Origin of the sequence: Kitasatospora sp. NPDC097691, assembly GCF_040302665.1 — a bacterium.
GTDB lineage: Bacteria > Actinomycetota > Actinomycetes > Streptomycetales > Streptomycetaceae > Kitasatospora.
Genome location: NZ_JBEORY010000144.1, coordinates 1 through 1,137, shown reverse-complemented (window position 1 = coordinate 1,137; position 1,137 = coordinate 1). Strand labels below are relative to the sequence as shown.

Annotated in this window: 1 protein-coding gene; it reads left to right on the top strand. The window is 69.1% G+C overall.

Going from position 1 to position 1,137, the window contains the following annotated elements; translation table 11 throughout:
* Window positions 1-20: 20 nt before the first annotated feature.
* Window positions 21-1,137 (top strand): choice-of-anchor I domain-containing protein (locus tag ABTY56_RS38725; RefSeq protein WP_350634391.1); only part of this gene is annotated, 1,117 nt, incomplete at its 3' end.

The window sequence follows — 1,137 nt, the reverse complement described above, 5'->3', positions numbered from 1 at the left end:
AAAACCTGCCGGCCGCCTTCGTGACCGACGCCACCACCTCGGGCAGCGCCACGCAGGTGACGCCCGTCAGTGTCACCCTTCCGGCGGATGCCGACGGCGCCCCAGGTCTCCAGGTCCGCATCCTTACGGCCAACGCAGCCGGCAACGATGAGTGGATCGGTATCGACGACATCGCGGTCTCGAGCCAGAGCGCGGCCCTCACCCAGCCGGCCCTGTCGATCGCCGATGCGCAAGTGATCGAGGGCCAGACGGGCACGACCGACCTGACCTTCACGGTGTCCCTTAGCGCCCCCGCCCCGGCCGGCGGCGTGACCTTCGACCTCGCCACCGCCGATGGCAGCGCCCAAGCCGGCTCCGACTACGTCGCCACGGCCCTGACAGGACAGACCATCGCGGCCGGTGCCACGTCCACCACGATCACCGTGCCGGTGATCGGAGACCGGCTTTTCGAGGCCGGCGAGACCTTCGCGCTGCGGGTGACCAACGTCGTCGGCGCCACCGTCGCCGATGGCGCGGCGGTCGGAACCATCGTCAACGACGATGCCGCCACCGTGATCAACGGCGTCGCGGTGTTCGATCCGGCGGCCTCGCTCCAGGGCTTCCAGGGGGCGACCGCGACGACTCCCCCGTCACCCACCGGCGCCCTTCAGCTCGTACGCCTGGGCAGCTACGCCACCACCAACGACCCGGCGACCAGCGCCACGGCCAATGCTGAAGTAGTGGCCTACGATCGGACCACCGGCAGCCTCTACATCCAGAACACCAACGAGAACCGGATCGAGATCGTCGCCATCGGCGCCGATGGGGCGATGACGAAGTCCGGCGAGATCCGGCTTGCCGGTCTCGACCAGTACGGCTCGGTGAACTCGGTAGCGGTCTCCAACGGTCTCATCGCTGTAGCCTACGCCAATGCCGCCGGCGACCAGCCTGGCCGCGTCGCCCTGTTCGACGGAGCCGGCACCCTGCTCAAGTCGGTGACTGTCGGCGTCGGGCCGGACCAAATCGTGTTCACGAGCGACGGTACGAAGCTTCTCGTCGCCTACGAGGGCGAACAGTTTACGGGGCCGTGCAGACGGCCTGTGACCAGCCGGCCCTGGTTCCGGGGAACCAGCCTGGACCGGCCGGCCACCACCGGGC